Source organism: Pseudoduganella sp. R-32, from assembly GCF_049913245.1.
Classification (GTDB): Bacteria; Pseudomonadota; Gammaproteobacteria; order Burkholderiales; family Burkholderiaceae_D; genus Rugamonas.
In genome coordinates, this window is record NZ_CP183987.1 from 3,901,634 (window position 1) to 3,923,195 (window position 21,562).

19 protein-coding genes are annotated in these 21,562 nt (G+C 67.2%); 7 read left to right on the forward strand and 12 right to left on the reverse strand.

What is annotated here, in order from left to right:
* Entirely contained in the window at window positions 1–633 is a 633-nt protein-coding gene (gene queE, locus ACN9MU_RS17760; protein ID WP_426318068.1) for a 7-carboxy-7-deazaguanine synthase, read from the reverse strand.
* Between the two features lie 143 nt (window positions 634–776).
* Here queE and ACN9MU_RS17765 point away from each other — a divergent pair, with 143 nt between their 5' ends.
* A complete protein-coding gene (locus ACN9MU_RS17765; RefSeq protein WP_426318069.1) occupies window positions 777–1,766 on the forward strand; it encodes a diguanylate cyclase in 990 nt (329 codons plus the stop codon).
* Here the strand turns inward: ACN9MU_RS17765 and ACN9MU_RS17770 are convergent.
* The 3 genes from ACN9MU_RS17770 to ACN9MU_RS17780 all read right to left on the reverse strand — a co-directional run bounded on the left by ACN9MU_RS17770 (window position 1,747) and on the right by ACN9MU_RS17780 (window position 7,034).
* The gene (locus ACN9MU_RS17770; RefSeq protein WP_426161704.1) at window positions 1,747–2,670 is read right to left on the reverse strand and encodes a diguanylate cyclase domain-containing protein; all 924 of its coding nucleotides are present in this window, start codon (window positions 2,668–2,670) and stop codon (window positions 1,747–1,749) included. The two genes, ACN9MU_RS17765 and ACN9MU_RS17770, sit on opposite strands and share 20 nt — an antisense overlap.
* A complete protein-coding gene (locus ACN9MU_RS17775) occupies window positions 2,652–6,767 on the reverse strand; it encodes an ATP-binding protein (RefSeq protein ID WP_426343196.1) in 4,116 nt (1,371 codons plus the stop codon). Before ACN9MU_RS17775 ends, ACN9MU_RS17770 begins: the two co-directional genes overlap by 19 nt.
* 84 nt (window positions 6,768–6,851) lie before the next feature.
* The gene (locus tag ACN9MU_RS17780; RefSeq protein ID WP_426161706.1) at window positions 6,852–7,034 is read right to left on the reverse strand and encodes a hypothetical protein; all 183 of its coding nucleotides are present in this window, start codon (window positions 7,032–7,034) and stop codon (window positions 6,852–6,854) included.
* A 124-nt stretch (window positions 7,035–7,158) separates the two neighbouring features.
* Here ACN9MU_RS17780 and ACN9MU_RS17785 point away from each other — a divergent pair, with 124 nt between their 5' ends.
* From ACN9MU_RS17785 to ACN9MU_RS17795, 3 genes are read left to right on the forward strand one after another with little or no spacing between them, the layout of a single operon-like run.
* Complete coding sequence (locus ACN9MU_RS17785) at window positions 7,159–7,554, forward strand: hypothetical protein (protein WP_426335857.1); 396 nt, start codon at window positions 7,159–7,161, stop codon at window positions 7,552–7,554.
* On the forward strand, window positions 7,497–8,015 hold the full coding sequence (locus ACN9MU_RS17790; RefSeq protein ID WP_426343197.1) for a hypothetical protein: 519 nt from the start codon (window positions 7,497–7,499) through the stop codon (window positions 8,013–8,015). The genes ACN9MU_RS17785 and ACN9MU_RS17790 overlap by 58 nt, the downstream gene beginning before the upstream one ends.
* On the forward strand, window positions 7,901–8,500 hold the full coding sequence (locus ACN9MU_RS17795) for a methyl-accepting chemotaxis protein (protein ID WP_426343198.1): 600 nt from the start codon (window positions 7,901–7,903) through the stop codon (window positions 8,498–8,500). Before ACN9MU_RS17790 ends, ACN9MU_RS17795 begins: the two co-directional genes overlap by 115 nt.
* Here ACN9MU_RS17795 and ACN9MU_RS17800 read toward each other — a convergent pair whose 3' ends face one another.
* Genes ACN9MU_RS17800 through ACN9MU_RS17815 form a run of 4 tightly spaced genes read right to left on the reverse strand, consistent with a single transcriptional unit; the run spans window position 8,501 to window position 13,360 of the window.
* The gene (locus tag ACN9MU_RS17800) at window positions 8,501–9,493 is read right to left on the reverse strand and encodes a response regulator (protein ID WP_426161708.1); all 993 of its coding nucleotides are present in this window, start codon (window positions 9,491–9,493) and stop codon (window positions 8,501–8,503) included.
* Window positions 9,490–10,617, reverse strand: coding sequence for a hybrid sensor histidine kinase/response regulator (locus tag ACN9MU_RS17805; RefSeq protein ID WP_426318072.1), 1,128 nt, complete (start codon window positions 10,615–10,617; stop codon window positions 9,490–9,492). The genes ACN9MU_RS17800 and ACN9MU_RS17805 overlap by 4 nt, the downstream gene beginning before the upstream one ends.
* Window positions 10,614–11,975, reverse strand: a complete 1,362-nt coding sequence (locus ACN9MU_RS17810; protein ID WP_426161710.1) for a sensor histidine kinase — start codon at window positions 11,973–11,975, stop codon at window positions 10,614–10,616. Before ACN9MU_RS17810 ends, ACN9MU_RS17805 begins: the two co-directional genes overlap by 4 nt.
* The gene (locus tag ACN9MU_RS17815) at window positions 11,972–13,360 is read right to left on the reverse strand and encodes a class I SAM-dependent methyltransferase (RefSeq protein ID WP_426318073.1); all 1,389 of its coding nucleotides are present in this window, start codon (window positions 13,358–13,360) and stop codon (window positions 11,972–11,974) included. Before ACN9MU_RS17815 ends, ACN9MU_RS17810 begins: the two co-directional genes overlap by 4 nt.
* Before the next feature lie 191 nt (window positions 13,361–13,551).
* Between ACN9MU_RS17815 and ACN9MU_RS17820 the strand changes: the two genes are divergently transcribed.
* Window positions 13,552–13,740, forward strand: a complete 189-nt coding sequence (locus tag ACN9MU_RS17820; protein WP_426161713.1) for a hypothetical protein — start codon at window positions 13,552–13,554, stop codon at window positions 13,738–13,740.
* On the opposite strand, the gene ACN9MU_RS17825 is transcribed toward ACN9MU_RS17820, so the two are convergent.
* Window positions 13,737–14,930: a hypothetical protein gene (locus ACN9MU_RS17825; protein WP_426161714.1), complete on the reverse strand. Its 1,194-nt coding sequence runs from the start codon at window positions 14,928–14,930 to the stop codon at window positions 13,737–13,739. The two genes, ACN9MU_RS17820 and ACN9MU_RS17825, sit on opposite strands and share 4 nt — an antisense overlap.
* 107 nt (window positions 14,931–15,037) lie before the next feature.
* Between ACN9MU_RS17825 and ACN9MU_RS17830 the strand changes: the two genes are divergently transcribed.
* A complete protein-coding gene (locus ACN9MU_RS17830) occupies window positions 15,038–17,413 on the forward strand; it encodes a diguanylate cyclase domain-containing protein (RefSeq protein ID WP_426318074.1) in 2,376 nt (791 codons plus the stop codon).
* Here ACN9MU_RS17830 and ACN9MU_RS17835 read toward each other — a convergent pair.
* Window positions 17,410–18,300 (reverse strand): LysR family transcriptional regulator, encoded by an 891-nt coding sequence (locus ACN9MU_RS17835; RefSeq protein ID WP_426318076.1) that lies wholly within the window; start codon window positions 18,298–18,300, stop codon window positions 17,410–17,412. The two genes, ACN9MU_RS17830 and ACN9MU_RS17835, sit on opposite strands and share 4 nt — an antisense overlap.
* 120 nt (window positions 18,301–18,420) lie before the next feature.
* On the opposite strand from ACN9MU_RS17835, the gene ACN9MU_RS17840 reads away from it, so the two are divergent.
* Entirely contained in the window at window positions 18,421–19,554 is a 1,134-nt protein-coding gene (locus ACN9MU_RS17840) for a hypothetical protein (RefSeq protein ID WP_426335863.1), read from the forward strand.
* On the opposite strand, the gene ACN9MU_RS17845 is transcribed toward ACN9MU_RS17840, so the two are convergent.
* Entirely contained in the window at window positions 19,551–20,564 is a 1,014-nt protein-coding gene (locus tag ACN9MU_RS17845; RefSeq protein ID WP_426318079.1) for an AraC family transcriptional regulator ligand-binding domain-containing protein, read from the reverse strand. The genes ACN9MU_RS17840 and ACN9MU_RS17845 overlap by 4 nt on opposite strands.
* Window positions 20,564–21,460 (reverse strand): GGDEF domain-containing protein, encoded by an 897-nt coding sequence (locus ACN9MU_RS17850; protein ID WP_426161720.1) that lies wholly within the window; start codon window positions 21,458–21,460, stop codon window positions 20,564–20,566. Before ACN9MU_RS17850 ends, ACN9MU_RS17845 begins: the two co-directional genes overlap by 1 nt.
* Window positions 21,461–21,562 lie beyond the last annotated feature (102 nt).

Here is a 21,562-nt window from a genome sequence, read left to right on the forward strand (position 1 = left end):
TTAAGGGATGTTCAACAGTTTATGGGTTTGCAGGCTCAGCTTCCACTTCGGGTTGCGCTTGCAGGTCTCGATCGCCAGCGTGGTATTGAAGGCCGCCAGCGGGCCGTCCATCGGCTGCACGAAGAAATTCTCGAAATCCAGGCCTTCATAGGCGGCCAGGTCCTGGTCCTTCTGCGGGATCACGACCTTGATTTCATTGCCTTTGCTAACCACCAGCTTCGAGCCCATTTTCGGGCTGACGCAGATCCAGTCCACGCCGGCCGGCACTTCGACGGTGCCGTTGGTCTCGATGGCGATGGTAAAGCCCGCCGCGTGCATCGCATCGATCAGCGGCGCATCAAGCTGCAGCAAAGGTTCGCCGCCAGTAAACACCACGTACTTGTGCCCATGGCCGGGCGGCCACAGGCTGTCGATTTCCTGCGCCAGCGCCTGCGGCGTGGCAAATTTGCCACCGCGCTCGCCATCAGTGCCCACGAAGTCGGTATCGCAGAACTGGCAAACGGCGCTGGCGCGGTCCTGCTCGCGGCCCGTCCACAGGTTGCAGCCGGAAAAACGGCAGAATACGGCGGGCCGCCCGGCATGGGCGCCTTCGCCCTGCAGGGTGTAGAAAATTTCCTTGATGCTATATGTCACGGGTGAATCCAGTGGTCGGCAACCCTACATTATAGCGCGTTTCACGAAACGAAACGGCTTTGCGCTTCGTCAACGTTTACCCCTTGCGGCAGCGGCACAATCAAATTCCCGACGCAGTGAACAACAAACAGGGCCGCCGCCAAATGAATAGTCTCCTCAAGATCTCCCATCTGATGGAAGCACCCTCCCCCGACCAGCCGCAGGGCTTTGCGCTGAAGCTGATGGAACTGCTGGTCATTCCCACTTTCGTGCTCGACGCCCAGGGCCGGGTCGTCATCTGGAACCGGGCCTGCGAACGCCTGACCGGCGTGCCGGCGCACGAGCTGCTCGGCACCAGCGGGCACTGGTGCGCCTTTTACGCCCATCAGCGCCCGACACTGGCCGACCTGGTGATCGCCGGCCGCACCGGCGAGATCCTGGACCTGTACGACGGCCAGTCGCGCGGGCCGGCCGGCGCCAAGGACAACCTGTGCGCCGAAAACTGGTGTGAAATGCCGCGCACCGCCGGCCGCCGCTACCTGGCCGCCGACGCCAGTCCGATCTACGACAGCGACGGCCAACTGGTGGCCGTGGTGGAAACCCTGCGCGACCTGACCGAGGAAAAACAGGCCCAGATCGCGCTGGAGCAGCTGGCAACGCGCGACGGCCTGACCGGGCTAGCCAACCGGCGCTGCTTCGACCACACCCTGCTGGCCGAATGGCAGCGCGCCTTGCGCCAGGCGCAACCGCTGTCGTTGCTGATGGTCGACGTCGACAACTTCAAGCAGTACAACGACGCCTACGGCCACGTCGGCGGCGACGACTGCCTGAAGCGCATCGCCGCCGCCGTGGCGAGCGAAATGCGCGCCAACGACCTGGTGGCGCGCTACGGCGGCGAGGAATTTTCCGTGATCCTGCCCAACCAGTCGCTCAAAGGCGCTGCCATCGTGGCGGAACGGATACGCTGCCGCGTCGAAGCGCTGCGCCTGCCGAATATCGGCGCTGCCCAGCACTATGTCACGGTCAGCATCGGCGCGGCCACCGCGATTGCCTCCCACGAGCACCAGCCGGCGCAGCTGGTGGCGACGGCCGATGCGGCGCTGTACCGCGCCAAGCACATGGGGCGCAACCGTATCAGCTTGCCCGGCACTTAGCGCTTGCCGCGCCGTCCAGCACGGCGCGGTTGCGGCCGGCCCGCTTGGCTTCATACAAGGCCTTGTCGGCCGCTTCCAGCACGCTGGCCGGCGTGTCGTCGACATCGGGCGACAGCGAGCACAGGCCGGCGCTGATGGTGACATGCGGCGCCACCGGCGAGGCGGCATGCGGCATGCGCAGCCCGGCCACATGCTCGCAGATCCATGCACCGTAGCGCTGCACCTCGTCTTCGCAGCTGTTTGGCAGCAGCACCACGAACTCCTCGCCGCCGTAGCGGGCCACCAGTTCGCCAGGCCGGCGCGTGCACTGCGCCAGCGCTTGCGCCACGGCGCGCAGGCATTCGTCGCCCGTCTGGTGGCCGTAGTGGTCGTTATACAGCTTGAAGTGATCGACATCGACCAGCGCCACCCCCAGGGCCGCGTCCTGGCGCCGGTGCCGCGCCAGTTCCACCGCGAACTGCTCGTCGAAATAGCGCCGGTTGTGCAGCCCGGTCAGGCCATCCTTGTGGGCCAGTGTGTCGAGGCTGGCCAGCGCCGCCTGCAGGCGCAGGTGGGTGCGCACCCGCGCCTGCACGACCGGTCCGCTCAGCGGCTTGGTGATGAAATCGACGGCGCCGGCATCGAGGCAGGCAATCTCGCTCTCCACGCCGCTGCTGGCCGTGACGAATATCACCGGGCAATGGCGCAGGTCGGGGTCGGCCATGATGCGCTCGCAAACGGCAAAGCCGTCCATGCTCTTCATCTGCAGGTCAAGCAGGATCAGTTGCGGGCGCTGGGCGCGCGCAATCTCCAGGCCCGCCAAGCCATTGGTGGCAAACAGCACCCTTGCCTGCTCGCGCAACATGGCGCTCATGAGGCGGATGGTGTCGGGGTTGTCATCGATGATCAGGATGGTGCTTTCCATGCTTCCTCACTCAGGACGTCGAGCGCGGTACCGAAGTCCAACGCTTCTATTGCTGTTTCCAGTTGGGCCGCCGCATCGTCGCCGCGCTGGCTGGCCAGTTGCGGCCGCAGCTGGCGAAACTGTTCGAGCGCATCCAGGTCCTGGCGGCGCAGCATGTCGACCAGTGTCTGCATCGCGCCCTGCAAATCCTGCTGCACCCTGGCGGCGGGCGCCGGCTGCTCCAACTGCAGCCAGCGCGCGCCGGCCTGCAGCGTTGCCGACAGTGCCTCCTGCACCAGCGCGAACTGGCGGCCGATGGCTGCCGCGTCGCCTTCGCGCAAGGCCTGCTCGGCCGCCACCGTGGCTTCCGAAAAATTGCGCGCCCCCAGGCTGCCGACGCCGCCACGCAAGGCGTGCAGCGCGGCGGCCGCGCCGGATGCGTCGCCCGCTTGCCAGCGCGCCTGCGCGGCGTCGAATTCGGCTTGCGACTGGCGAACCACGCGCTCTACCAGCGCAACGATATTCTGCCGCTGCGGCCCATGGCCGATCACGGACAGCAGCTTGCGGATGGCGAATACGCCGGGCTGCTGGTCGGCGTCGGCGCCGGCCGCCGGCTCCGCGGTCGCCGTGGCCGCCGTTGGCGCCGGCGCCGGCCGCTGCGCCGCGCCGCCCAGGTGGGCCGCGATGGTGGCCAGCATCTGGGTGTAATCGACAGGCTTGGGAATGAAGCCGTCCATGCCGCACTCGAGGCACTTGGCTTGCTCGGTATCGAGCACGCCCGCGCTCATCGCCAGGATCGGCAGCCGCAAGCCCATTTGGCCGCGCAGGATGCGGGTCGCTTCGAAACCATCCATCACCGGCATCTGCACGTCCATCAGCACCAGGTCGAAGGCCGCCGCGTCGTCGCGCAGCAAGTCCACGGCCTGCTGCCCATGCTCGGCCACCGTCAGCTGCGCGCCGGCCGGCTCGAGCACGCCGCGCGCCACCACCTGGTTGGTCGGGTTGTCCTCCACCAGCAGAATGCGCGCGCCGCGCAGCACGCTGGCATAGGCAGCCTGCGCGGCTTCCTGCGCCGCTTGCGGCGCGCCGCCCTGCTGGCGCAACCCCTGCAACAGCAGGCGCAGGGCGGCAGGCAGCACCGGCTTGGCCAGCGCCGCCGCCTCGCCCGGCAAGGAATTGCGGTCCAGGCTGCGGTTCAGCGCCACCAGGCACATGTCCTCGAACGCTGCCGTGCCATGCGCGTCAAGCAGCACCGAGTCGACCAGGGCCACGTCCCAGCTTCCTGTGCCGGCAGCCGGCGCCGCCGCATGCGCTTCCACCACGCAGCCCCATTGCCGCAGCTGGCCTTCCAGGTAATGCAGGGTCGGCACATGGTCGTCCACCAGCAGCACGCGCAGGCCGGCCAGCGAGCTGCCGGCCGGATCGCCGGCGCGCTGGCGCCGCGCCACCTGCAGCGGCAGGGACACCACGAACTCGCTGCCGCGTCCCGCTTCGCTGCTGACCGTGATGGTGCCGCCCATGAGCTGGACCAGCTGCTGCGAAATCGACAGGCCCAGCCCGGTGCCGCCGAAACGGCGCGCGGTCGATGTGTCGGCCTGCTCGAAGGGATTGAACAGCCGCCCCAATTGTTCGCCGCTCATGCCGATCCCGCTATCGCTGACCACCAGTTGCAGGATCTCCATCGAGCTGCCGGGCGCACTGCTGCCGATGTGTACCCGCACCTCGCCTTCGGCCGTGAACTTGATCGCGTTGCCGACCAGGTTGAGCGCCACCTGGCGCAGGCGCTGCAAGTCGCCCACCAGGCTTTGCGGCATGTCCTGGTCGAGCGTGAGCAGCAGGTCGAGCCGCTTGCCGACGCTGGCCGACTGCATCGCCGCCGCCACCGCCTCGGCCAGCTCGTCGACCTGGAATGGCGCCGCCGCCACGGCCAGCTTGCCGGCCTCGATCTTCGACAGGTCGAGAATGTCGTTGACCAGGGCCAGCAGCGCGCTGCCGGAGGCGCGGATCAGGCGCACATATTCCTTCTGCTCGGCGCTCAGGGGCGTGCGCTCCAGCAACTGGCCGATGCCGAGCACGGCGTTCATCGGCGTGCGGATTTCATGGCTCATATTGGCCAGGAACGCGCTCTTGGCGCGGCTCGCCTCCAGTTGCTGCAATTCGGCTTTCTTGCGCGCCGTGATGTCCAGCGCCACGATGTGGAAGCCGCACACTTCGCCCTGCACGTCGGTGTCGGGAATGTAGTCGGTCATGAAATGGCGCTGCCAGCCGGCGCGCTCGGTGTCGGTCTCGAAGTGCACCCGCTCGCCGCGCAGCGCCGCCGCCGCGTGCGGCTCGATTTGCCGGTACAGGGCCTCGCCCAGCACTTCCTTCATGCTGCGCCCGATCATCGAGGCCGGGTCGATGCCGAGCAAGGTCTGGTAGCTGCGGTTGGCAAAGCGGAACACCTCGTCCTGGTCGACATAGCCGATGGCGGCCGGGTTGTGGTCGGCCACCGTGCGCAGGAAGCGCTCCTTGTCCGCCAGTTCCAGCTGGGCGCTGGCCAGGGCCGATAGCTGCTCGGCCGCCGCCTCTTCGCTGCGCCGGCCCTGCGTGGCGTCGGTGACGAATACCGCATAGGCCTGCGCCCCATCGGCCGCGTGGCGCCGCAGCGTCAGCTCGGCGTCGAAGCGCGCGCCGTCGCGGCGCCAGCCGGTCAGCGCCACCGGCTGCCCGACGCTGCCGTCGCCCAGGCGCGCCAGCAGGCCGGCGCCGGCCTGCAGGAACTGGTCGACCGGCTTGCCCAGCACCTCGCCGCGCTGCCAGCCGAAGATTTCGCTGGCGCGCCCGTTCCAGTCCGTGACGTTGCCGTTTTCGCTCAGGCCGATAAAGGCTTCCTGGGTCGCATCGAGCATGGCGCACATGCGCGCTGCCAGGGCTCGGCCCTCGCCTTGCGCGCGCGCCAGGTCCGCCACGGCTTGTTCGAGTTGCTGTTGCAGTCCCGCCTTGTCGTGCGCCAGTTGCCGCGCCTCGCCGCCCTGGCGCTGCAGCACGGCGTTGCAGGCCGTGCGCAAGGCCTCGAGTTCGCTGAAGCTGCCCGCCAAGGGCGGCACCTCGCTGGCGCCGCCCTGCTCCACCCGGCGCAGCGCCGCCTGCGCCTGCTGCATCGGCTGCAGCACTGCGCGTCCGGTGCGCCAGCCGATCAAGGCGAACAATACCGCCAGCGCCATCCCGCCCAGTACCACGCCTGCCTGCAGCCGGCGTACCGGCGCCAGGGCGCTGTCGACGTCCTGCCGCACCAGCACGGTCCAGCCCAGGCCGGGATAGCCGTCGTAGCCGCGCGTGCGTCCGTAGCCGACCAGGTAGTTGCGCCCATCGGCCCAGCGCCCTTCCACGTAACCGGCGTGCTGCAGCCGCGCCTGCGCCAGGGCGCCGCCTTGCAAAGGCTGTTCGAGCAAGGCGTCCGGGCCTGCCAGCACCTTGCCGGCGCGCGAGACCACCATCACGCTTTCGCCCAGCAGTTCGCGGGCCCAGTTCCAGTGCAGGTGCACGCCCAGCACGCCGGCAGGGCGGCTGGCGCCGTCGTAGTACGGGAAAGCCAGGTCCAGCACGCGCAGCGCGCGCCCGGCGCTGGACGGCAGCAACTGCCCAAGCTGCGGGTCGGCGTGCACGTCGTGCACGTACACCCCGCTTGGCGCATCGGCCCACCACGGCTGTTGCGACACGTCGGCGCCCTCCAGCACGGCGCCGGTGGCCACCGTGACCTTGCCGGCCGCGTTGGCCAGTCCGATCCAGGCATACAGGGGATAAGTGCGCTGCAGGTCTTCCAGCAGGTGGCGCCGCTGCGCCACACCCAGCTCGCCCGCCGCGGCGCCGGCGCGCCGCGCCAGCAGTTGCACTTCGCGATAGCGTTCGAACATGGCGGCATCGAGCTGGTCGGCGCTATCGCCGGCGCGCTGCGCCAGGCCATGGCCGATGCTGCGTTTGAGTTCGTCGGCAGTGCGCCAGCCCAGCAATGCTGCGCACAGCAAGGTCAGCAACAGCACCGCGATCGCCAGCAATCCGGCCAGCACCGTCCCCAGGCCCGCCGGGCCAATCCTGTGTCGCAGGGAAGGACGTTCGGGCAAGGCTTCGTCTGGCATGGCGGACTCCGGTGATCCGAAGTCCCGAGTATAACCGACTCTCCAGCGAAAAGTTGCCAGAAAGTCTTGCCCCAAGCGCCTTCCCTAATGCACTTTACGTCCCGAGCGCGCTTTCTGCGCCTTGGTCTCGCCGTGTTCGCGGCGCTGCTTATTGACGATGCGCGCCGCCACTTCCTCTTCGCGCCCGGGGTAGCGGTGTTCCTGCTTGAACTCCTGTTTGAGCTCCTTGTATTCGCGCTCCCGTTTCTGGCTGGCTCCTCTTGGCATGATAGGCCTCCGTGTTTCAGATGCTGCCCCCATGCTAGCCAAGCTTTGGCAGGCACAGCGCACGTAATGGCTGGTCACTTTCACCACTTTATCGACACGCAACTGTTTGACTGGGGAGACACCGATGCAAGACCATTACGCCAAGGCCCACAAGCTGTTCATCCCGACCCTGTGGCTGCTGCTGGCGCTGTCGCTTGGCCAGGCGCCGTGGTACGGCACCTGGCAGCCGGCGTTGCTGGCGGGCCTGCCGGCGGCCTTGCTGCCAAGCCTGCTCGCCTGGAAGGCGCCGCAGGCGCTGGCCAGCCGCATGGCTGTCGGCATCGCGTGCATGGGGTTCTGCGCCCTGCACATCCACCAGGCCATGGGCATGATCGAACTGCACTTCGGCATCTTCGTCTTGCTGACCCTGCTGGTCGTCTACCAGGACTGGCGCGTGATCGTGGCCGCGGCAGCCTTGTCGCCGTGCACCACCTGCTGTTCAATTTCCTGCAGCAAGCCGGCTTCGGCACCATGTGCCTGAGCCGCCCTTCGCTGCCCGTCATCATCGTGCACGCGCTGTACGTGGTGGTGGAAACCGCGGCGCTTTGCCATTTCGCGCTCAGCTTCGCGCGCCAGCGCCGGCAGACCGAGGCCGACCGCCGCAGCCTGCAGGCCGGCTTCGACCGCATGCACCGCACCGTGACCGAGGCCCATGTCGGCCTCGATGCCATCAGCAACGCTGCGCATGCGATTGCCAGCGGCAACCAGGATTTGTCGGCGCGCACCGAGCAACAAGCCGCCGAACTGCTGCGCACCGTTGGCACAGTACAACAGCTGGCCCAGGCAGTGCCCGGAATGCCGCCGATGCGCACGCTGCCACCGAACTGGTGTCCAGCGCTTCGCAGGTGGCGGTGCAGGGCGGCGCCATGGTGGCCCAGGTGGTCGGCACCATGGGCGCAATCCATGACAGCGCGCGCCGCATCCACGACATCATCGGCGTGATCGACGGCATCGCCTTCCAGACCAATATCCTGGCACTCAATGCGGCAGTGGAAGCGGCGCGCGCCGGCGAGCAGGGGCGCGGCTTTGCCGTGGTGGCGGGCGAGGTGCGCAGCCTGGCCCAGCGCAGCGCCGCGGCCTCGCAGGAAATCCGCCAGCTGATCGGCGACTCGGTCGGCAAGGCCGAACAGGGCAACCAGTTGGCCGGTGCAACCGGGCAGGTGATGGAAAAACTGGTGGGATCGGTCCAGCAGGTGGCAGCACTGATGCAGGGCATTACCGCCGGCAGCCGCGCCCAGTCGGACGGCATCGAACAGCTCAGCGGCGCCGTCAGCGGCATGGAGCGGGTCACGCAGCAAAACGCCGCGCTGGTGCAGCAGGCAGCCAGCGCCTCGGCCAGCATGCTGGAACATGCGCGCCGCCTGGTTCAGCTCATGGGCAGCCAGGACGACGGCGCGCCGCAGCAGCGCGCACCGGCGCTGCGCTGATCAGAACTGCTCGACCCAGGCCGCCAGCTGCGACGGGGTCAGGGCGGCGTCGGCCTGCACCAGCCGGCATTCCACGCCTTGCGCGCCGCTGGCCATTTGCAGCGAAGCGCCGCGCTTGCCCATCCACAGCAGGCAGGCCAGCCAGAACGCGTGCTGCGACGAGACCGGCGCGCTGGTCGGCGTTTCCAGGAATTCGGTGAGCTGGGACGCCTGCAGGAACAGGGCGTGGCCGGCATCCACCGCGCGGAACGTCGGGCCGAACGCTTCCGCCAGCAGCGCAAAAGCGTGCGCCGGGTCGGCATCGGCATAGCGCTGCTCCAGGTCCTGCAGGTGGTCGCGCACGGCGCAGCCGAAAGCGGCGCTGCGGAAGGCTTCCGAACTGATCAGATCGGAGTGGTCCAGCATCAGCCAGTCCGGTTCCGGCGGCGTCATGCCGGCGCTGAGGGCGCCCGCCAGGTAGCTCTCCACCGGCACGAAGGACGGGCCGGCCGACAGGCTGGCTGCCAGGGTGTACAGGGTGCCGATGCGGGTGGCCACGGCCTGCTTCTGGCGCACCAGCAGCTTTTCGCGCAGCAGTTGCGAATGTTCCTTTTGCAGCTTGGCCAGGGCCAGGGCCTGCTTCAGTTCCATGCGCAGCGCCGCGATGTCCCACGGCTTCTGGATGTAGCGGTGGATCTGGCCCTGGTTGACCGCGTCGACCGTGTGCTCCAGTTCCGAATAGGCGGTGGTCAGGATGCGCACGATGTGCGGGTAGCGGTCCCACGCATAGAACAGCAACTCGTTGCCGTAGGCGCCGGGCATGCGCTGGTCGGACACCAGCACTGCGATTTCGTCGGCGTGCTCGTCGAGCATGCGCTTGCCCTCCTCCACCGACTCGGCCACGTACACTGGCGCCAGCGAACCCAGGGCGCGCTGGAAATATTTGAGGGCGGTCGCCTCGTCGTCGACGTAGAGGATCGCCGGCGCTTGTCTGGTCGGTTGTTGTTCGTTCATGCTCGTTCCTTCTCTAACTCCGGGAAATTCATGGTGACGGTGGTGGAGCAACCCTGTTCCGACTGCACCCGCAGGTGGCCGCCGAACGATTGCATCACGCGGTTGCAGAAGATCAGTCCCCAGCCGCTGCCGCCTTCGTCGCCGTGCATGGACACCGGGTCCAGCAGCAGGCGGTTCAGCAGCGCCGGCGCGATGCCCGGGCCGTTGTCTTCCACGACGATATAGGGGCGCTCTGCCACGCCCACGGTGATCCTGATCCGGGGACCAGGCAGTCCTTGCAGCGCGCGCAGCGCATTGCTCAGCAACGAGGACAGCACCAGCGCCACGCAGTTGGGCGAGGCCCGCACAGTGAAGTCGGCTTGCACGTCCACTTCGATGATGTCGCGCTGGCCTGGCGCCAGCGGGTACATGCCCAGCAAGGCCGCGACCATCTGCTGCGCGCTGCCGCTGGCCAAGCGCGCCGCCGGCACGACGCTGGCGCGCTTGGCCGATTCGACAAACGTGGCCAGCACCGACAGGCAGTAGCGCGCATTGTCGTGCATGTGCGCCGCAGCGTTGCCGATGTCGGCCCGCGGCGGCAAGCCGCTCTCTTCCTGCTGGGCGTTGTGGGCGTTGACGCGGCGCTGGATATTGCGCGCGAAATTGGCGATCGTGGCCAGCGGCGTGTTCAATTCGTGCGCCAGGAAAGCGACGGTTTCTTCGATTGCGAGCAGGCTCTGGCGGCGCAGCGCGCGTTCGCGCGCGTTCTCGCTGGCCAGGCGCAGCGCATCGCGCACGGTATGGGCATCGAGCGGCTTTTCCAGGATGCGGAAGATATCGCCGCCGTTGATGGTCTCGAGCAGCACTTCCTTGTCGGCGTAGGCCGTGACCAGGATGCGCACCAGGTGCGGGTAATCGCGCTCGACCTGGCGCAGCAGCTCGCCGCCGACGCGGCCCGGCATGCGGTAGTCGGTCACCAGCACGTCGACATCGCTGTCGGGCTTGGCGAGGATCTCCAGCGCTTCGTCCACGCCGGGCGCGGTCAGGACCGTGAAGTCGTTTTCCACCGCGCGGGCGAAGTACTTGCGCGCCAGTTCCTCATCGTCCACGTACAGCACGGTCGCCGGCTGGCTGCGATCGCTCATTTCTCGCCTCCGGTCACGCGCGGCAAGTCAAAGGTGAACCTGGTCCATTCGCCCGGCATGCTCTCGGCGGCCAGCAGGCCGCCGTGGCGCTGGATCACGCTGTAGCAGATCGACAGCCCAAGGCCCAGGCCCTGCCCGACTTCGCGCGTGGTGAAGAAAGGTTCGAACACGCGGCCGATATTCTCCGGCGCGATGCCCGGGCCGTTGTCGCGCACCGTGATCTTCAGCCGTTCGCCGCGCGCTTCGGCATACACGTCGATGGCCGGCGCCTGGGTGGCGCCCTTGCGCATGGCCAGCGCCGCATTGCTCAACAGGTTGATCAATACGCCGATGATGGCCGCTTCATCGCCGCGCACCAGGGTGTCCGGCTGCAGGTGGCGATTGACCTTGATGCCCTTGATCTCGTGGCCCACCAGGCGCACCGACGATTCCAGCGCGCGCTCGAACAGGAATTGCGCACTTTCGTGGTCGGTGCCGGACTTGCGGTACGCGAAGGTCTTCAGGTCGGACACGATGTACTGCACGCGCTGCATGCCCGACTTGGCATCGGTCAGGCATTCCAGCAGCACTTCGCTGCCCTTGGCAGCCGGCTCCTCCATCGCGATGTCGATCGCCATCATGCAGAAATTGACCGGATTGTTCACCTCGTGCAGCAGGCCTGCCGCCAGGGTGCCCAGGGCCGCCATTTTCTCCTGCTGCAGCATCTGGCCCTTGATCTCGGCCAGGCTGCGGTTGTTCGCCTCGAGCTGGGCGTTCTTGTCGGCCAGCTCCGCCTTGAGCTGGAACAGGTTGAAGCGCGCCTGCTCGTTGTAATAGGTGCAGACCGCACTGGCCACGGCGCTGAACGCCAGCAGCAGCGAATTGACGGCAAACGCGCCGCCCACCGGCGGCTGGCCGTCATGCACCCAGCAGGCGGCCGCGTACAGCAGGTAGGTCAACAGGCCAAGCGTCAGGTTCTGCCACATGCGGAAGGCAAACGCGATGGCCGAGGCAAACACGCCCAGGTTCAAGCCTGCGTAATAAATCGACGAGGCGCCTTCGGTGACGGCAATCATCCAGGCGATCATGATCTGCGGCAGCATCAGCCAGGTGAAGCTCATCGCCTCCACATTGCGCGCTCCCCATGGCTGGCGCATCACGCCGATGATGGCGAGGATGGCCAGCGACACCAGCACGCGCGCCAGGGTAAATGCGCCGAGGTGGTCCGGATAGAGGCTGAAATCGAGCCCGATCCCCAGCAGCACCAGGCCGATCGCGGTCCACGCGCCGCCGCGGCTGAAGCGCAGGCGGTAGGCGCGCAGGTCCGACTCATAGGCCGAATGCAGGTGCGGGCTCACGTAGGGTGCCGGTCCAGTCATGGCAGCGACGCTTCGGCAAACACATTGACGCCGGTCGCATCGACATAGGTGAGGCGCTCGCGCGCCTGCGGCGGCAGGAGCTGCTCCATCTTGGCCTCGTCACGATAGATCAGGTACCACTCCAGCAGGTGCTCCATGCCAGGGCGCTCCGGATTGCTGCTGTGGACGTTGGTCACCAGCAGGCGCCCGCCGCGCTTCATGCAGGAGGCGAAGTAGCTCAGCAGGCGGCTGCACACCTTGTCCGACAGGTAGTCGAACAGGCCGGCGCAGTACACCACGTCGAAATCAGCGCCCACTTGCGGCCCGTCCACGCGGCGTTTCAGCAGGTTGTGCACGGAATCCTGCACGAAGCGGATGTCCGGCTGGCGCGCCAGGCCGGCGCTGATGCCGCCCAGCTGGCCGCGCGTCCAGGCCAGCGTCTCTTCGCTGAAGTCGACCAGTTCAAACGAGAGCCAGTGCGGCTCATCGTACTCGCGCAGGAAGCGCTGGATCTCCTGCGCTGGCCCGCAGCCCACGTTCAGCACGCGGTACGGGCGCCCCACGCGCCGCGCCGCGTCGGCCTGGCGCTTCAGGAACTCGACCAGGATATCGATGCGGTTGCGGTGCGCCACGGCGACCGCGGTCTGCAGGAAGGCCGCATTGACGATCTGGAAGTAAGTGCTCGGTCCCTGGCGCGGGTCGCCCAGGATCTGGTTCACCATTTCATAGTCGCCGGCATAGCCGAGCGGCTTGCTGAAGGTGCGGAAGACGAACGGCGCGCGCAGGATCAGCGGGTGCAGCGCCGCCTGCGCAAAAGCGCGGTGGGCGGCGGCAGCATCGGCCTCGACCATTCCCGCTTCCTTGTTCAAGTCGTCGAAGTAGCGGCGCACGCGCATGATCAGCGGCTCGGCCAGTTCGGCAAACACGTCGGCGCGCAGGCGCCCGCCTTCCTTGGGCAGCGAATCGGACAGGTCGACCTGCTCGACCCAGCGCGCCACCTCGGCCAGGTAGGCCCGCGATTCGTTGACGGCAATCTGGTAGTCGCGCCGGATGCGGAAGCGCTCATCCCAGTCCAGCACGAACTTGCTCGCTTCGCGGCCCACCGCACCCGGCAGCATCACCACCTCGCTCAGTTCGCGCCATTCGTCGATCAGGGTCACCGACACCACGGCGGTCAGGCCGGTGTTGACCATGCTGATCACCACGGCCTTGCCGATGTAGGCGCTGGCCGTGCCCATGCGCACCGTCAGCTCGCTGAGCACCTCGCTGACCTGCACGATGGAATACGGGTTATACACTTCCATGACCAGCGACTTGCGCTGGAGTGTCACGATGGTGCCGCGCACTGCCTCACCCTGCGTGTTCAGGAAACTGACGACCGGATCGATTTGGGCCTGTGAATACACTTTTTGTCGGAACTAAATGGTTGCCGTGAATTAAATCGAGTGTACTGACTTGTGGCGCAAATCGCAACGTTTCCCCAAGAAGAATTGCCAGGAAGATAGTAGGGCTTATTCAAATAACAAGCGCGGCCGGATGTCAAAGTTCGCTGCCGCACAGACGCGACCATTGCCTGATGCCAAACTGGACGCAAGTCATGGAGATCACGATGGAGCAGTTACGCAAACAGAGCGCCGCTGAACTGGAGCGGGCAGAATTCCACGAACGGTTTGCCCGCAGTTTTACCGATGCCCGCTTCGACGGCCTGCGCGACGCCGTTGCAGCCCTGGAAGAACTGGCCTGGCGCCAGTATTGCGAACAGCGCCGGCCGCCTACAAGCCATTAGCCGTTCGTTGCCAGCAACTCCAGGCGGGCAGCGAGGCGGTCGGCCATCTGCGCCGGCGTAAAGCCGGCGTAGCGGTTGGCCACGCCGCGCGCCGCCATCAGGGTACGCCCATCCATCAGCAAGCTGCGCACCACGCCGCGCCAGTCTACCGTGCCCGGCAAGCGCCCACCATTGACCGCCACCCCGGCCTGCTCCAGGCGCGCCGCCAGCAGGTAGCGTTCGAGCTGGGTCGGCAGCAGCAGCATGGGCACCGCCGCCAGCACGGAATGGGCAATGGTGCCCTCGCCTGCCTGGCTGACGCAGATGCGCGCCTCGGCCAGCGCTGCCGCCAGGTCGACCGGCCCGCGCGCATACGCCAAGCTGGTGGCATGCACTGGCGGCACCGCGCCGGCAGCGACTTCCGGCTGGTAGCACAGCACCCGGCAACCTTCCATGACCAGCGCGTGCAGCACGGCGGCGTGGGCCGGATGTTCCTGGCGCAGGTAGACGAACACCTTGTGCCCGTGGCCGGGCGGCCACTGCGGCGCTTCGCCGCTGGGCGCCACGAAGGCCGGACCGTACCATTGCTCGCGCTCCGCCGGGCGGCCGTAGTGGTCCAGCTCGGGCCAGGCGCACAGGAAATGCTGGCGCCCCAGCAGCGCGTCGGCCGCCTGCACATAAGGCACGCCGCCGTGGTGCACCAGCACGGTGTTCATGATCTTGAGGGTATGCAGTTCGGCCGCGGCCAGGCGCTGCAAGTCCATCGCTTCCCATGGGCGAAAGTTGGGCAAGGGCTGGCCGGGCGGCGGCAGGGTAAAGCCGGCGCCGATCGCGGCCGACGGAATATCCAGCGTGCGCGCCGCCAGCAAGGCGGTGGGGGCGAATTCCGCCACCACCACGTCCGGCTTCAGCAACTGCAGTGCGGAGCGCCAGCCGCGCACCAGTGCGTCGAGCGACTGCGCCTCGCGATAGCCGGAAGCGAGCATGATTTCAGCCAGGCTGGCCGCATGCTGCCCGGCGCCGTGCAGCCACAGGGGCGCCTGCAGCATCGTCACGTTGAGCGCACCCAGCAGGCGGCGCGCCTGGCCCAGGTCGCGTACCGACAGGCTGACGGCATGGCCGCGTGCCAGCAGGGCTTGCGCAATGACCCGCAAGCGTCCCGCATGGGCGGGATCCCCGCCTAATTCCCAAGCCAGGTGGAAGTGAGCCATTCTCAGTTCACCCAGCCAAGTGTCATTGTATTTTTCACATTATTTCCAATCAAGGCCGTGCCTTGGATTTTAGAACACACTCGCAAACAGGTGTGCAATACTAAGCCATGGCCCTCCACCGACTGCTACCACAGAGCTTGCGCGCGCGCATGACCTGCGTGGTCATCTTGTTCGTGCTTGCGGCGACGACCATCGTGACCTGGCTGGCCCTGTCGCTGTCGGAACGGGACATGAAAAGCGTGATCGGCCAGCAACAGTTCAGCCTCCTGTCGGTGGCCGCCGCGCACATCGACGAACAACTGACCACCAAGCGCTTGCTGCTGGCCTCGATTGCCGACGCCATCCCGGCCGCCCAGCGCACGCCGGCCGCCATCCAAGCCGCGATCGAACGCCACGCAGCGGCCTCGGCCGAATTTGCCAACGTGGCTGCCTTCGACAGCAGCGGCCGGTTCCTGACCAGCCTGCGGGCGCCGCAGCAAGACAATCCCAATGTTGCCGACCGCTCCTACTTCACCCAGACCCTGGCGCAAAAGCGGGCCATCATATCACCGCCCCTGCGCGGACGCGTGTCCAGCTTGCCAGTGGTCGTGCTGACCCATCCCATCGTCGATAGCGGCGGCGACGTGCAGGTGGTCCTGGTGGGCAGCATCGACTTGCTGAACTCCGACTTCTTCCATCATTTCAATGCCATGAAGCCGGGCAAGACCGGCTTCATGTTCATCATGACCACCGAAGGGCTGCTGGTCAACCATCCCAACAAGGCGCGCCTGCTCGAGCATATCAATGCACGGCCCGGCCTCAACCTTGGCACCCAGCGCGCCCTCGACGGCTTCGAAGGCTGGATGGAAGCGACCAACAAGGACGGCGTCGACGGCATCTATTCGTACAAGCGCCTGAACTCTACCAACTGGATCGTGGCGGCGCGCTATCCGACTGCCGAAGCGTTCGCCCCCATGATCAGCATGCGGCAACAGGCCGCGCTGGCGGCAAGCGCCTTTGCCGCCGTGGCCGGGGTCCTGAGCTGGCTGATGATCAAGGGACTGCTGTCGCCGCTGCAAAGGCTGCGCGCCAACCTGCATGCCATCCGCCACCGCGGCGGCGATATCAGCCTGCTGCGCAGCGGCGGCAAGGATGAGATCGGGGAGCTCAGCGAAGCGCTGTATGAATTGACGGCCGAACGCCAGGCGGCGCAGGAGCGGCTGGCTGAAAGCGAAAAGCGCGCGCGCGTGATCGCCGACAATATCCCGGCCCTGGTGGCCTACATCGATCGCGAGCTGCGCTTCCGCTTCACCAACGAACATTATCAGTTCCTGCTCGGTATCGATCCGCGCGCCATGGTCGGCAAGCGTTTCGACGAAGTATTCGGGGCCGAACCCTTCGAGCGCTGGAAGGACTGCTTCGAGATCGTGCTGGCCGGCCGCCGCATCCACGTCGAGCGCCCCGGCGAGGAACTGGAACGCCACCTGCACCTGATGACCGAGCTGGTGCCGGACCTGGCGCCCGATGGCAGCGTGCCCGGCTTCTATATGATGTGCACCGACATTACGGAACGCAAGACTGCCGAACTGGCGCAGGCCGCCAGCGAAAAGCGCCTGCGCCTGATCGCCGACCACTTGCCGGTGATGATCAGCGCCATCGACCGCGAGCATGTCCTGCAATTCGGCAACGCCACTTATCGGCGCTGGCTGGACACCGATCCCGATACCCTGCCCGGCCGCCCCATGTCCAGCGTGAGCGGCGAAGCGGCTTATCAGCAAGCCCGTCCCTGGCTGGACCGCGCCTTCGGCGGCGAAGTGACGGAATACGAATCGACTGCCCGCCTGCACGGCGAACCGCGCGTGCTGGAAACCACTTTCGTGCCCGATGTGCGCAAGGATGGCAGCGTGCCCTTCGTCTACGCCCTGACCACCGACGTCACCCGCAGCCGCGAGGTCGAAGCGGAACTGCTGCGCCAGGCGCGGCGCGACCCGCTGACCGGCATTCCCAACCGGCGCCAGTTCGAAGACGTGCTGGACCAGGCCATCGAACGCGTGCGCCGCCAGGACAGCCAGATGGCGCTGGCCTATCTCGACATCGACAATTTCAAGCACATCAACGACAGCCTGGGGCATGCCGGCGGCGACGAAGTGTTGAAGGAGTTCGCGCTGCGCCTGTCGGGCAGCGTGCGCACCACCGATACCGCCGCCCGCCTGGCGGGCGACGAATTCGTGATCGTATTCGAAAATATCCGCCATGCGGACGAAGTGCGGCTGCTGGCCGAGAAAGTCATGGCGGCAGTGGCGCCCGACTTCACCGTGCTGGGCGCCCCGTTGCGCGTAACCACCAGCATCGGCATCGCGCTGTATGCCGGCGGCACCGAAACCGCGGGTGGCCTGATCGGGCGAGCCGACATGGCCCTGTACGACACCAAGCGGCGCGGCCGCAACGGCTTCACCATCGACAACGGCCGCGGGCTGCCCGAAGCCGCAGTTTCCCCGCCTTAGGCTTCGCGCAGCAGCGCGATGAAGCGGCGCCCCGCCGGACCTGGCGGCGCATCCTTGCGCCAGCACGCATACATCGAAAAGGCATGGCCCAGCACCGGGCTCGCTTCCAGCGACAATTCGACCAGCGCGCCGCTGGCCAGCTCGTCTTCCACCATATGGCGCGGCATGCCGCCCCAGCCCAGGCCCGCGCGCAGGAAGGCATGCTTGGCGCCGAGGTCGGCCAGGCGCCAACCCTGCGGGTTGACAACGCCGAACTGGCGCCCCGCGGTCAGCGCCGAGCGGTCGCTCAGGATCAATTGCACATGGCGCGCCGCCTCGCTGCGCGCAACCGGCGCCGGCAAGGCGGCCAGCGGATGGCCGGCCGCGGCCACTACCACCACCGGCACCTCGAACAGGAAATCCGTGTCGCACTCCGGCGGCACGTCGGGATAGGAACCGACGACTGCCAGCCGGCAGCGCCGCTCGAGCAGGGGCTGCACCACGGCACCCAGCGCTTCGACGTCCAGCCGCAGCGGCGTGCCCGGGAATTCCCGGTGAAAGCGCCCTACCGCCGCGGTCAGGCGCGCGATCGGAAACATCACGTCGACCGCGACCGACAGCTCCGCCTCCAGTCCCTCGGCCAGCGTGCGCGCCTTGGCCTTGAAGCCATCCATGCTGCTGGCGGCGGCGCGCGCCGCATCCAGCAAGGCACGGCCCTGCTCCGTCAAGCGCGGATAGCGGCCGCTGCGGTCGAACAGGGCAAAGCCCACTTGCAATTCGAGATTGGCGAGGGTCTGGCTGACCACCGATTGCGCCCGTCGCAGCTTGCGTCCTGCCGCGGAAAAACTCCCCTCTTCGGCCGCGGCGATGAATGTGCGCAGCTGGTCCATCGACATTGCGTCAAGCATGTGCGATCCTGTGTTTTGCCAATGGCGGCCGATTGTACACGACGGTGTAAGACTGGTCCGACATGGCGGCGCGCTTCTCTCTGCTAGGAAACACTGCCTTGCACTTGGATACTGGTTGACATGATGACCACACTTCCACTCAGCCGTAGCCCCCAGGCCGCAACGAGCGGTCCCTCGCAGCAGCTGTACCTGCTGCTGCGCGAAGCGCCCGACCGTGCCGCTGCGACGGCCTACCTGCAGCGCCGCCTGGCGGAGGCAGCGGCCCTGCCGCCCGCCTGGAGCGGCGGCCTGCAAGAGCTGGAAGAGTGGCTGGAGCTGCGCAGCCGCAACCGCGCGGAAGAATTCCGGCAGTACCAGCAAGGACGGCAGCAAGGCGGCCCGCGCCGCCATTTCGCCACGCTGGCCCAGGCGCGCCGGTTCCTGTGCGTGCAGGCGCCCGGCTTGCTGGTCGAAGGCGCCTGGCTGCATGGTGTGCTCGACCATTGGCGCCAGCCGGCCTATATGCCGCTGGTCAAGCTCTACCTCGATTACCTTGGCAAAGGCGTGCCGGCCGCCAACCATGTTGCGCAGGTGCGACAAGTGCTCGCAGTGCAGGCCTGCAGCACCTGGCAGGACCTGGAGGACAGTGGCTTTGTGCAAGGCGCCATCCGCCTGGCCCTCGCCAGTGCCGGCGAGCGCTGTCTTCCCGAGCTGCTGGGCTACCAGCTGGCGGTCGCCGACCAGCCCGCCGCCCAGCCGTCGATCCTGCAGGAGCTGGCAGAACTGGGCATCGCCCTGCCGTCGCCGCCGCCTTCCGACACGCTCGTCCTGAACGTGTTGCGCGCCATGCTGGGCCAGGCGCCGGAGACCGCGCCGCAATTCCTCCAGCAGGTGGAGCTGGGCTACGCCCTGGGGCGCATCGGCCTGCAAACCCTGCCTGCCACGCCCGAAGACGGCGCGCCGCAAGACCCGCCTGTGGCCAACAGCAGCGCCGCCATCTTTGCCGCGCCGGCCGCTAACGCTGGGCAAGCGGCCGAAGCGGCGCCAGCGCCAGATGAAGCACGCCCCATCCTGCGCCACCGTTTCGATGGCGATGAACACGCATGGGAAACCATCACCAGCGACCTGGGCCTGCTGGAAGCACAGATCGCAGCCTGCAGCGGGAAAGGCGAGGCAATGAACCTGCTGGCCCGCCATATGGGGCCCGCCGTCCACCACCAGCCATTGGGCCTGATGGCGGCCCGCATCTATTCCCAGCTGTTCGCACTGGCCTAGGACGCCAGCGAAGCCCGCAGCAAGGCCGGCGTCAGTCCGGTCCAGCGCTTGAACGAGCGCCGGAAATTCGCCGCATCGTGGAAGCCGAGGTAGTCCGCCACCGCTTCATTGCCGGCGTGCCGCGACTGGAACAGGTACAGCGCCACATGGGTGCGCACCTGGTCCAGCTCCGCAACGAAATGGGTTCCGTAGCGCGCAAGGTGGCGCTTCAGGGTGGCCGGGCTGACGCCGAAGGCCGCGCTGGCCCCCTCCAGCGTCGGGTTGCGGCGAATCTCTGCCAGCAGGTAATCGTACAGGGCATCGGTCAGGCTGGGTGTGGCGTCCAGCGCGCTAGCAGCGGCCAGCGAGGCGGCACAGGCACCGGGGTCCGCCTCCGGCCAAGCCTGCGCCAGCGAGGCAGCATCCAGCAGCATCGCATCCAGCTGGCAATCGAAACGCAGTTCGCCGCCAAGGTGCACCTCATGCTGCTCGACGTGGCGTGGACGGGCGCGGTTGAAACAAAACCGCCACGGCAGGCGGCGTCCGCCCAGCCAGCGCGCCAGCGAGACCACGGCCGTCATGTGCATTTCCACCAGGGCCGCGCGCAGGCCCGGTGCGCCCTGGCTGTCAACCCAGTACAGCACCATCTGGCCGCCGGCGACGTGCAGGCGTGGACGCAACAAGGGCAACAGGCGCGACGGCCACTGGCACAGGATGTCCAGCGCCTGCTGCAGCGACGCCGCGCGCCGCAAAGCGCCCGATAGCGCGGGCTCTGTACCCGGCAGCAAATGCTGGCCGAGCATGAAGCTGGTATCCGCGCTATCCAGCGCGCGCAGTACATTCGCGAGCAGTTGCAGGCATTGCTGCGGGCTGACCAGCGCTCCCGGCAAGGGCGGGCCGCCGTCTCCAGGCATTCCCGTACCGCGTGCAATCGCAGCCGGCTGTACCTCCTGTTGCAGGGCGTAGTCGAGAAAATGCCAGGGCAAGCCGCGCGCGGGAATGGTCGCCTCCCCTGGCAGCGAGTAGCGCATCACAGCGCAGGCATCGCTTGCGGCAAGGTCCGGCCAGGGCCGTCGATCGCAGCCGACAGGCGCGCCAGCAAAGCATCCGCCTCGCCCTGCGCCGGTTCGCTGGCAAAACGCAGGCTGACCTGCAGCGGGCCTTGCGGCCCATGATGGCGCATCATCGCCACCATGCCGCACAAGTGCCGCGCCACGTCTCGCGCCTCGGCATCGCCGGTGCCCGGCAACAGCAGCGCAAAGCGATCGCCTGCATAGCGGCACAACAGGTCTTCATTGCGCAGGTTAAGCAGCAGCATATGCCCGACCGCTTGCAGCACACGGTCGCCTTCGCGCGGCCCGTGTTCGCGGTTGATGCGGTGGAAGCCGTCGATATCCAGCAGGACCAGTGCGCACTGGCCGGACGGATCGCGCTCTTGTTCGAGCCGGATCTGCTGCCTCAAATAGGCCGCATCCGCCAGTTGCGTCACCCGGTCGAAGGCGCGGTGCTGGCGGAACAGGCGCTCGCGCTTGGCCAGGTGGTCGTTCAGCATGAACTGCTCGTGGCGCCAGTAGTAGATGCCAGCCGTCAGCACCAGCATGCCGAATGGCACCAGGGCTTCGAGCGAGTTATCCCAGGCCGCAGCCTTGTTGATGCGAAAGAATTCGTCAAGGCAGTCGGCCCAGGAGCCCAGCATGATCGCCGCGAGCCCGCCGGCCAGCAGGCGCGTGACCAGGCCGCCCGGCCTGCTGCTCAAGGTCATCACGAACCAGAGTCCTGCCATGGCCGCCATGCCGCCTTCGGCAATGATGTCCATCCAGCGCCAGGCGCTGAAAGGCTTGGTCTGGCCCGCGCTGGCATACAGCAGCAGGCATGCGATCACGGCCATTGCCGCGGCCAGCAGGGAATGTCGATGGAGTTTCAGCATAACCGCGCAGCTTAGCCACGCCTTGTGACAGGCGCATGACAAGCGCAGGGTCATTTCAGCTCACTGCCGCGTAACCAGCTTGTCATCCGCCCTTCACATAAT

What these genes read in the sequence shown, in the direction of transcription:
- ACN9MU_RS17765 (WP_426318069.1), top strand. Translation starts at nt 777, where the DNA reads ATGAATAGTCTCCTCAAGATCTCCCATCTGATGGAAGCACCCTCCCCC.
- ACN9MU_RS17770 (WP_426161704.1), bottom strand. Translation starts at nt 2,670, where the DNA reads ATGGAAAGCACCATCCTGATCATCGATGACAACCCCGACACCATCCGC.
- ACN9MU_RS17775 (WP_426343196.1), bottom strand. Translation starts at nt 6,767, where the DNA reads ATGCCAGACGAAGCCTTGCCCGAACGTCCTTCCCTGCGACACAGGATT.
- ACN9MU_RS17780 (WP_426161706.1), bottom strand. Translation starts at nt 7,034, where the DNA reads ATGCCAAGAGGAGCCAGCCAGAAACGGGAGCGCGAATACAAGGAGCTC.
- ACN9MU_RS17785 (WP_426335857.1), top strand. Translation starts at nt 7,159, where the DNA reads ATGCAAGACCATTACGCCAAGGCCCACAAGCTGTTCATCCCGACCCTG.
- ACN9MU_RS17800 (WP_426161708.1), bottom strand. Translation starts at nt 9,493, where the DNA reads ATGAACGAACAACAACCGACCAGACAAGCGCCGGCGATCCTCTACGTC.
- ACN9MU_RS17805 (WP_426318072.1), bottom strand. Translation starts at nt 10,617, where the DNA reads ATGAGCGATCGCAGCCAGCCGGCGACCGTGCTGTACGTGGACGATGAG.
- ACN9MU_RS17810 (WP_426161710.1), bottom strand. Translation starts at nt 11,975, where the DNA reads ATGACTGGACCGGCACCCTACGTGAGCCCGCACCTGCATTCGGCCTAT.
- ACN9MU_RS17820 (WP_426161713.1), top strand. Translation starts at nt 13,552, where the DNA reads ATGGAGATCACGATGGAGCAGTTACGCAAACAGAGCGCCGCTGAACTG.
- ACN9MU_RS17825 (WP_426161714.1), bottom strand. Translation starts at nt 14,930, where the DNA reads ATGGCTCACTTCCACCTGGCTTGGGAATTAGGCGGGGATCCCGCCCAT.
- ACN9MU_RS17830 (WP_426318074.1), top strand. Translation starts at nt 15,038, where the DNA reads ATGGCCCTCCACCGACTGCTACCACAGAGCTTGCGCGCGCGCATGACC.
- ACN9MU_RS17835 (WP_426318076.1), bottom strand. Translation starts at nt 18,300, where the DNA reads ATGCTTGACGCAATGTCGATGGACCAGCTGCGCACATTCATCGCCGCG.
- ACN9MU_RS17840 (WP_426335863.1), top strand. Translation starts at nt 18,421, where the DNA reads ATGATGACCACACTTCCACTCAGCCGTAGCCCCCAGGCCGCAACGAGC.
- ACN9MU_RS17845 (WP_426318079.1), bottom strand. Translation starts at nt 20,564, where the DNA reads ATGCGCTACTCGCTGCCAGGGGAGGCGACCATTCCCGCGCGCGGCTTG.
- ACN9MU_RS17850 (WP_426161720.1), bottom strand. Translation starts at nt 21,460, where the DNA reads ATGCTGAAACTCCATCGACATTCCCTGCTGGCCGCGGCAATGGCCGTG.